General features: G+C 42.9%; 1 protein-coding gene. It reads right to left on the reverse strand.

The annotated features are described in order from the left end of the window. On the reverse strand, positions 1-1329 hold a 1329-nt coding region (gene mnmD / locus A3762_RS19550; protein ID WP_156493608.1), incomplete at both ends, for a tRNA (5-methylaminomethyl-2-thiouridine)(34)-methyltransferase MnmD.

Raw genomic sequence — 1329 nt, forward strand, 5'->3', positions numbered from 1 at the left:
TCGTTGCATCTGCATTCATCGAGTTCAGTAACGCATCGCTCTCCCAATCCTGATGTGTATATTCACGCTTATTGATTAGCTCAATGTTGTCATGTTCTAGTACATGTTTAGAAAATGCCTCTGTGTCTAACCAACCTGCTTGTGGAAATACTAGCCCGCTGTCTTGAATATCTAGTCCGCTCAGGCCTTTGAGTTTATTTGCATCGGCCTGATACATAAATGTCTCAGGCAGTTCATAGCGATCTACAACATTTTGCTGTTTAGCTCGTTCTTTTTCATTCCATGCTAGGTGAACAACGCCGCAAGTATGCCAAAATCTGTTTCCGCTTGAGAGTTGCTCTCTCGAGAAAAAGGTTTGAGCGTAGAGCTGTGCTTGAATCAGTAGTCGTGCTTCTGGTGTATATTGCTGAGGGAATTTTCCATACATGATCAACTGTTTTTGACCGCTAGCGCCTTGCAATGGGCCCTCTTGCTTCTCAATGATGGTGGCTTTAAAGCCTTTGCGGGCTAGAGTAATAGCGGTGGTGAGTCCTGCTATCCCAGCGCCTATGACGAGTACGTGGCCATGCTTGATGTTTGGGGATGAATTTTCGCTGATATGCCATGCTTGATCAGGCAAGGCCTGAGTTTTCGTGGTGCTTTCTAAGTGACGCGAAGCAGTAATCATTTCACGTTTTTGTTTGAAACCAGATATTTTGGAAACGATGAATCCCGCATCTATAAGGTTTCTTCGAACAAACCCTGCCGCGGTAAATGTAGAAACTGTCGTTTGGTGATTGCTATAAAGCGCCATATGATCGAACAGTTTGCTGTTCCACATTTCTTCATTTTTAGAGGGGGCAAATCCATCAAGAAACCATACGTCGCTGAAAAACTGATATTTATCGAGTGCATTATTGAGTTCTTCGAAAAATAACTTTAGGCTGACTCTTCCAGATTCAAACTCTAAATAGTGAAATCCAGTAATAGGGCTTGGATATTGATTTAGCAGCTCTTTATATTCAAAGCCTAATTCAGGCCAGATTTTAGACGCTAACTTCAAGTCACTAATGCTAAGTGGAAACCCTTCTATGCTAGAAAATTCAAGGCGTTTTTTGGGTTCAGGAAGTGATCTCCATAGCGCATAGCAGGCTATAAAGTTAAGTCCGCTGCCGAAACCCGTTTCACAAACTCTAAGTGTATCTTGATCGTTCGTTGCGTTTCGCAGGCGTTCTTTGAGGCGGTTGGCCTCTATAAAGACATACTCAGTTTCTGCTAGCCCATCGTTAGCGTTGAAGTAAATATCATCGAAGTCCTTGTGATAAGGGATGCCATCTTTCCATTCAATGT

The organism is Oleiphilus sp. HI0125 (assembly GCF_001635355.1).